Origin of the sequence: Pseudoalteromonas sp. S558 (assembly GCF_005886635.1) — a bacterium.
GTDB classification, from domain to species: domain Bacteria; phylum Pseudomonadota; class Gammaproteobacteria; order Enterobacterales; family Alteromonadaceae; genus Pseudoalteromonas; species Pseudoalteromonas aliena.
Window position 1 is genome coordinate 1 of the sequence record NZ_PNDU01000156.1, and the last position, 7,528, is coordinate 7,528.

The 7,528-nt window shown below is 37.0% G+C and carries 6 protein-coding genes; 1 reads left to right on the plus strand and 5 read right to left on the minus strand.

Annotation, left to right across the window (positions count from 1 at the left end):
* Positions 1 to 418: 418 nt before the first annotated feature.
* Genes CWB66_RS11885 through CWB66_RS11905 form a run of 5 tightly spaced genes read right to left on the minus strand, consistent with a single transcriptional unit; the run spans position 419 to position 6,186 of the window.
* Positions 419 to 1,555: a glycosyltransferase family protein gene (locus CWB66_RS11885; protein ID WP_138585543.1), complete on the minus strand. Its 1,137-nt coding sequence runs from the start codon at positions 1,553 to 1,555 to the stop codon at positions 419 to 421.
* Position 1,556: 1 nt separating this feature from the next.
* Positions 1,557 to 2,264 carry an acyltransferase gene (locus CWB66_RS11890; protein ID WP_077537703.1) on the minus strand — a complete coding sequence of 236 codons (708 nt, stop codon included), beginning with the start codon at positions 2,262 to 2,264 and terminating at the stop codon, positions 1,557 to 1,559.
* A gap of 4 nt (positions 2,265 to 2,268) precedes the next feature.
* On the minus strand, positions 2,269 to 3,621 hold the full coding sequence (locus CWB66_RS11895; protein WP_138585544.1) for an O-antigen ligase family protein: 1,353 nt from the start codon (positions 3,619 to 3,621) through the stop codon (positions 2,269 to 2,271).
* On the minus strand, positions 3,614 to 5,026 hold the full coding sequence (locus tag CWB66_RS11900) for a lipopolysaccharide biosynthesis protein (RefSeq protein ID WP_138585545.1): 1,413 nt from the start codon (positions 5,024 to 5,026) through the stop codon (positions 3,614 to 3,616). Before CWB66_RS11900 ends, CWB66_RS11895 begins: the two co-directional genes overlap by 8 nt.
* A gap of 8 nt (positions 5,027 to 5,034) precedes the next feature.
* Positions 5,035 to 6,186: a glycosyltransferase gene (locus tag CWB66_RS11905; RefSeq protein WP_138585546.1), complete on the minus strand. Its 1,152-nt coding sequence runs from the start codon at positions 6,184 to 6,186 to the stop codon at positions 5,035 to 5,037.
* Between the two features lie 206 nt (positions 6,187 to 6,392).
* On the opposite strand from CWB66_RS11905, the gene CWB66_RS11910 reads away from it, so the two are divergent.
* Positions 6,393 to 7,313, plus strand: coding sequence for a glycosyltransferase family 2 protein (locus CWB66_RS11910; protein ID WP_138585547.1), 921 nt, complete (start codon positions 6,393 to 6,395; stop codon positions 7,311 to 7,313).
* Positions 7,314 to 7,528 lie beyond the last annotated feature (215 nt).

The window sequence follows — 7,528 nt, forward strand, 5'->3', positions numbered from 1 at the left end:
AATTGAATTAAATTAGTGTTCTATTAAAGCGATAAGAAAATAGCTCAATAACAAGGCTAAAATTATGATACATAGTTGTTCTATATAAATAATTTTTAACGTAGTTAATGAGTTATTTAATACGCTAGAATGATCATGTTTTTAATAAAATTGGTATAAGTATTATTGCGAATTGGTATACGTTAAATTTGTAGCTGGCGGTTTGGTTTTTAGGCAAGACAGAATCTAGGGCGTGATAATTTCCAACAGATAGGGAGCTCTCAGAATAAATCACAAACACGCGCTACAGTTCACACCATTTCGCTTAATTGAGTGATCTATCTAGTTAGCGCCAGATTTAATCCCTCAAATTGATTGCAAGTTGGTATCACTCCTTTGAGGATCACAAGTTTAACCCTGAAGGCTCAACAACCACTAATTATAGCCCGTGGTTTAAAGTAGAGATATCGTGCTCAACAGCAAGCGCTTTTGATTGCCAACTATGGTCTTGCGCTATATGGCGTTGCGCTAATTTAAGTGTATTTAATTGCGTTTTATCAAGTGAGAGTACTTCATCTACTTTACTAATAAATTCAGCTTGGGTTTTTGCGATATAAATTTCTGACTCGTAACGCATCACAGCGGGAAATTGCGTTGCGACTATAGGCGTTCCCACCGCTAAATATTCTTTTAATTTAAGCGGATCACATGCTCTAATTTGCGCATTATTTACAAACGGTAAAATAGATACATCCCAATGCGCTGAAAAAGTGACTAAACGCTGATGCTCCACCGCAGGAACATGCGTTACGTTTTTAAACTGTAGCAGTTGAGAGGTACAGGCAACAATATCACCCACCAATACCAGTTGGTAGTGAGGCCTTTGTGCAGCGAGGGCTGTTAACAATGTCATATCTAACCATGCGTTAATACTGCCGTAAAAACCAACAATAGGACCGTTCAACGCGTTTATTTCTGGAGCGATATCTGTATGAGATGTAAAGAGGTCATAACTAACTCCATGGCTAAGCATTTTAGTTTTGTAGTGTGGCATCTTATTCATCAAAAATTGACTAATGACATAAATTAAATCGGCTTTATTAATTAAACTTTTTTCAAATGGCGCAACCAAATGCGCATCAACGCCGGCAAGCGCGTTAAAATCATCGCCGCAGTAATAAATGAGTTTATCGTGCACTTTTTTTGTAAATAAGTACTGTGCTGTAGGGACACTCAACCAATATATAATGGGTTCATTATTTTGAATACCTTTAAAGTATTGGGAAAAAATCCAGCTATTATAACGCTTTACTAATGTATTATCGTGCCACGGTAACACTGGTAGTTTGTATACCTGCATAGTGCTAGGTGTTTTGATTGCGGTGTGATTGGATTGACTAAAAAGCTGCTTAAACTTACTCCATACGCGTTCTAAATCGTTGCGTTTGAAACGGGGTTTGCGCATACCAATTGAATTTATCCAGTGTATTTCATGATTTTTAGCCAACTCTGAAAATAAATGCTGAGTACTGCTTGGATGGCTTGCCCAATCTTCACCAAAAACAATAAATTTCATATTAGGACTCCTTTATATGCTTCACTACTTTGGCTGGGTTTCCTGCAGCAATAGTAAAAGCAGGAATATTTTTTGTAACCACACTGCCTGCTCCTATAATTGCTCCCTCACCAATCGTGACGCCTGCAAGTACCGTTACGCCAGTGCCTAACCATGCACCGCGTTTAATGATAATATCGCCAATTTGAGACTCGTCGTCACTGTCGCCTTGTGCTCTTCGTTCACAGTCAATGGGATGACCTGGAAACCCAGCTAAAAAAACGCGCCCAGCTAACCTTACATCGTCTTCTAATGTGATTTTTTGGCCAACCGAAAAGGCATTTTGCCAGCCAATATCCACGTTGTTACCAATAATGAGTGTTGGCGTAGTTAAGTTACCCACTCGCCCACAAAATGTAGTAATACCAGACATTCTAACGTTATCGCTGCACTCAATATTAAGCTGTCCAAGTACTTGTGGCATACCTGAGTACAAAAAGAGCTGCTTTTTACTGCCTTTTATTTGGCTTTTAAACAGTGGCGTGTAATAAATGATTCTTAACAGTTCGTGACACAACTCTTTTACAAATTGATGCAGGTGATAAAGCGACGAATGAAGAAGAGGAATAACCATCATTTGTGGATTGCGAAGGTTTTTTGCAAAATGAAAAAGTGATTTTGCAAAAGGATGTGGACTGTTTTTCAACCAAAGTTTGACGTGTACCATCATACTGTTATTCCTTATTGCTTTGAATAGTGAGCTTCTCGAGCGCAATAGTGAGGGCCAAAATAATATACAGCGGCCAAGTAAATGCTTGCGTTAAAAATGTGCCTGCAACCATAAACCCTATAATACCGGCCTTTAACGCACTAGCGTTAACTGCCACTTGATCATTGTAGTTAAGTGCATTGATGCAATAAACTCTCGAAAGGCTTCGGTAAATGCTGGCAATTAAAAGTAAAAATATGCATATTCCTACAAAGCCTGTTTCACCTAAAACCTGAAACCATGTGCTATGTACTGCATGATTCTTGCCATCCCAGTGTGGGCTGTAAAAGTAATAATTTACAAAAAAATTATCAACGCCAACACCCGTAAGAGGATTTGAAATAGCCATATTTATTGCCGCTTGCCATGCGTATAGTCGGCCCATTGCTGATTCATCAACTCCACTTTCAACAGCTCCACCACTTTGTCTATCGCCAATACCAGCAAAAACCATCATTGCTAACATGCCAACACCTGCAAACATAGCAACAACAACAGGGTTTTTTACTTTTTGATATAAAAAGAAACTTAAAATAGCTGCAATTCCTAATAAGCCACCTCGGCTCTGCGTAGCGATAACGCCAGAAATAGTTAACATCAAGCCGATCGCAGCAAAGAGCCGGCGATATTTATTGGCTGTAGAGTCAAATAGTTCAGCGGCCAAAAAAGAAACAGGAAACATGAGCACTAAAGACAAATCGTTTGGATCACCTAATTGCGATCGATACTCTCGAGAAATAGTCACCCGCGTCCCTTCTACAAGACCTACGCCATTGATTTTATTATTTAAAGCAACTAATGCTACCGCCACACCAGAGATCATAATCCCCAAGCGAACAAAGCTAAAGTGGGAGAACCGTGTTAACCACCAGCTAATAGCAAACACCATGATAAATACCTTAACTAGTACACCTATCCAGTATTCTATTGCTAAGCCTTTGTTTGTTGCGCTAAACACACACACCGTTAGCCACGCAAACCAAATAACAAAAATTAAATGTGTTGAGCTCCAATGAGGCTTCAGTGTTTTTGATATAAATAAATGCCATGCAATCCCTAGTAATGACGCCAATGCCAGCATTTTCGGGATTTTGAGAGGCATTAAAAAGACAAAGGCCTCGTGTAATCTAAAATAGCTAAATAAAATAAAAAAAATGATGAACACGGTGCTAATTTTTACCGCTAAAAAGCCTGCAAACGGCAGTAGTAGCAATGCAAACGCAGCAATAGGGCCAAATAGCGCATACAATACAAGTGTTAATGCCGTAATAAATAAGCCATTTATGATTAAACAATGCTGCTTGTACCAACTAATCATGCGCTTTGATCCTTATAAATGGCTTAATCACATCACTTATTAGCGTTTTATATTTGTAAAAAAGGATAATTAAAAAACCAACAAACGTCACTAATTGCCATAAAACGTACTGTGCTAAATCAATAATACTCAGGATATAAATAAGTAAAAAACACACCCAACTTGGCACAAAGCTTTTTACCTTAAATGCTAAATATTCAAGCTTTTGGCTTATCGCCACAAACAAACCCGTTTTAACTAACTGGGCACACGCCAAAGCGCTTACAGCTCCCGACACACCAAACTTTGGTACCAAAAAACCTAATAATAACAGTGCGATTAAAGCACTTATTGCGTTAATCACAGTGACAAAAAGCCCGTTGAACTGCGTGTAACATCCAATATTTAATAGGTCACTGTGGTGCCTTAGTACAACAACAACAATAAGGCTCGGTAACAGCCAAGTATTTAATTGATAGTTATGGGGTAATACAATACTAAAAATATGAGGTGTGACGATAATCATCAGCGCACACAATAAAATACCAATGTCTAAACTGAGTTTGCATAAAAAAACATACTTGGTGCGATTTTGTGTTAATTCATTAAAGCGGCGTGAAAACCACCACATTCTAATTGGCTCAAAAGTAAACGATGTCATTAACGCAAACTGTAATACAACATAATATTGAGCTAACTTTTCTTTACCCACGCTTGCTGCTATAAACCAATTTTCTGCGCCATTATTTGCATATACAAACAATGAGGAGACAATAATGCTTAGCAGAAATAAACAATTCTTAGGCGTTATGTTCCATGCAATGTATTTAAAACTAATACCCAATTGATTAATCACCAGAGATAACGCAATAAGTAACACTAAGGTGCTCGATATCACACCCGACACCATAACTCCTGTCACCCCGTAGCCTAAATAGAGTAAAATAAGCGTACATAATGTTTGGCCTGCGCCTTGAAGTATGGCTAGAACACAAAATTGCTTAGCCATCTCATAGTATCTAAAGTAACAAAACAAAACACTAAGTACAGATGACAGCGCCAAGTTAACCGCTAACAGCTTTATATCAATTGTATTTAAAGACACTGGCAGCAATGCACTAAAGGGTTCGATAAAATAAAATAAAATAAAAACAAATACACAACTTAAAAACCCGCATAAAATAAGGGCGTCTCTAAATAATGCTCTTTTTCTTTGAGGGTCGCTGATATGTTGCTTAAATAATAACTCAGGTAATCCTAAACACAGAAGCAACGACATAACAGCGGATATTGACACTAAAAAATTGAGTTCGCCAAACTCAGCTTGGCTTAGTATGCGTGTAGAAATAGGTAATAAAGCAAATCCTAACACTTTAAGAAATAAAGTAGATAAACCAAAATATGCGATTTGCTTAATTCCATTCATAATAACTCCTACAGGCTTTGTACCCAGTTAGATAATTTTTTAGCTTGCTTATTAGCATTAAAATCTTTGGCAACCGCTTCTTTTGCATTTAACCCTTTTTCATGTCTTTCATACGGGGTGAGTTCACAAAATTTGGCTAACATCTTTTCTAACCCTTCAATACTTGAAGGCTCGCATTTAAACCCAACGGCATCGTTAACAATTTCTTTTGCTCCCATTAATTCGGTGGTCAATACAGGGATACCGCTGGCCATAGCTTCTTTTAATACAACGGGTCCCGTATCGCGGTCACCATTTTCAGATATACAAAATGGCGCAACTAAAGCAGAATAATGGCTGGTATTTTTTGATAGCCATACAGGACTTTTTGATCCTAAAAACCTGACATCGTTATCTATCCTAAGTTGTTCGCACATATATTTGAGATCGTTCATTAAAGGTCCGTCTCCGACAACATCAAGCGATATAGAGTATTTTTTGGTCAACTTTTTTAATGCTGGTAATAAAAATTGCAGACCCTTTTTTTCAATTAATCGACCAATAAACAAAAGCTTAACTGACTCACTCAAACGGCTTGGTTTATTATTAAACACACTCAAGTCGATCCCACAGTGAAGTAATTGAATTTTACCTGTGCTGTATTTACGCAGTTTTATTGCCATGTCTTCACATACCGCAACAGAGAAATCACACAACGACAGTTTAAGCTTTAAATCAGAATCGTTTACGTATACATCGTGGCCATGACCAATTGAAGAAACACTCACCCCAGCAAGCTTGCTGGCAATAATTGAGTAGGCCAATGGCGCATGCATAAAATGACAATGAATGTGAGAGATTTGATGCTTGAGAATAATCTCGGCAATATTCAATCCATAACCCATCAACGATAAAACAGAAATAGACGTGAATCTTCTCGCTACAAGACTGCTTTTCAAGGCTATTAAAGGCCTTTGCAGTGCAGCGTTAATGGCCGATTGAGTCGATTTTTTTATAACAATAATTCGCACACTACAATTTAAATTTATACATTTATTTAAATTTTCAAACGTGAGTACACTTACCTTATGCCCTGCATTAACGAGGGCATTAATTTCAGTCACAACAAACGTTTCTGATGGAATGTGGAAGCTAGGAACAACGATGCCGATATGTTTCATTTTAAAAACTCCAGATAGACTTATCTGTTACTTCGCAAGAACTATGCCCAGCATAAAACAACGCAAATACGCATTTAAAATTCAATTTGCGAAGATATATCGCAATATGCAAACCATTAAACAAAAAACAGCCCCGCAGGGCGCTTAAATCATTGGCTCTTATCTTGCGTAACCCTAGTTATCTTGAAAAGTATAAGGTTATTAAAATGAATATTGAAGTCAGTGTTATTATCCCTAATTACAACTGTAAGCCCTATTTAGCAAAGGCGATATCAAGTGTTGTTAGGCAAAAAAATATTAACTGTGAAATACTCGTTATCGACGATGGTTCGACCGATGGCAGTGTAGAATGGCTCGATAATGCAAAAAAAACATTGTCTAATATTCGAGTTATTAAACAAAAAAACACCGGAGTGGTCGGTGTTAGAAATAAAGCTATCGCAGAAGCTAAAGGTGAATATATCGCTTTTTTAGATGCTGATGATTATTGGACTGACGATAAATTATTTGATCAAATTAGTTATATGAAAAATAATTCTAGCTGTGTTTTAAGTTTTACTAATTACATGCATGTCGATGAAGAATATGCATCTATTATTGACTGTTTTTCCTATTGGCCCGAATTTTCAAAGTTTATTGATAGCGATCATATCGGTTATCAAAACCTCCAATCGCCAATGGATTTACTTTTATTTGCTAATGTAATAGGTACTTCTTCTGTTGTCGTAAAAAAATCAGCCATTAACTACGTTGGAAAATTTGATAACTCACTTAACAGCGCAAGTGATTGGGACTGCTGGTTAAAACTAGCAAGGATTGGGGACGTTGCTTTTTCTCAACAAATATCAATGGGGTATTTAATGAGAGCAGGTTCAATCACCGCGAATAGACAAAACAGACTAAATGCAATGAAAGAAATAATCTCTCGCTGTAAAAATGATATTGGTATTAAAACGCGGCTGAAAGCCCAAGCAAGAATATTTGAGTGTTACGGTGAATACTACCGAGAAATCGGACTTAAATTTAAAGCGTTCTCCTTAACAGCTGCTGCTTTTATGTTATTTCCTCATAAACGTAACTTTCAACATTTACTACACGACATCAAACAGTCTATCAAATCACCTTGATAATCGGTTTAATGTGCCAAAACTATCCATCAGTAATAAAAAGGCTCTATGTGAAACGTCAGAGTCTTTTTATACCAATTGCATAAATTAGTGATCTATTATAGCGATAAGAAAATAGCTCAATAACAAGGCTAAAATTATGATACATAGTTGTTCTATATAAATAATTTTTAACGTAGTTAGTGGGTTATTTAATACGCTAGAATGATCATTCT